The following is a 509-nucleotide window of genomic DNA, read 5'->3' as shown; positions in this document are numbered from 1 at the left end:
TGGTGTCGAGGGCCCGGTCGAGGGATTCCTTGCTGTAGTCCACGTCACCGCCGTAGACACCGGATTCGGCGATGTCGCCCCAGCCCTTCTTCTCGACGTCCTCCTCGGAGGCGTACGGATTGCCGACGGCCGCGTTGGCGACGACCTTGAAGCTGCCCTCCACGTACTGCTCGGTCTCGAAGTACGTCCCCGCGGACAGCCCCGTCTTCACGGCGAACCCGTTGCCCTCGCTGATCAGGGACCGCACCCCCCACTCCCAGCGCTCGCAAAAGGACGTGAACTCCCCCGTCAGCCCCTCGTGGCCCAGTTCGAGACCCGACAGGGCGAGGCCGGAGAAGCCGCGCCCGGCGTCGGCCTCACCGACCATGCCCAGCTCCTTCAGCTCGCCCAGCGCCTCGGTCAGCCCCTTGGCGATCAGGTCGAGGCCCTGCGTCTTCAGGTCTTTGCCGTCACCGCTCATGCCGTGCCCCCCGTGTCGGCGTCAGCCTCGAAGTCCAGTGCCGCCTTGT

The 509-nt window shown here is 68.0% G+C and carries 1 protein-coding gene; it reads right to left on the bottom strand.

Features of this window, described 5'->3' with window-relative positions; translation table 11 throughout:
* Window positions 1–460: hypothetical protein (locus tag NX794_RS35815; protein ID WP_258783893.1), on the bottom strand; the 460-nt coding region annotated here is incomplete at its 3' end.
* Between the last annotated feature and the right edge of the window lie 49 nt (window positions 461–509).

The organism is Streptomyces pyxinicus (assembly GCF_024753135.1).
Taxonomy (GTDB): domain Bacteria; phylum Actinomycetota; class Actinomycetes; order Streptomycetales; family Streptomycetaceae; genus Streptomyces; species Streptomyces pyxinicus.
The sequence above is the reverse complement of the archived record's forward strand: the minus strand, read 5'-3'. Positions and strand labels throughout refer to the sequence as shown.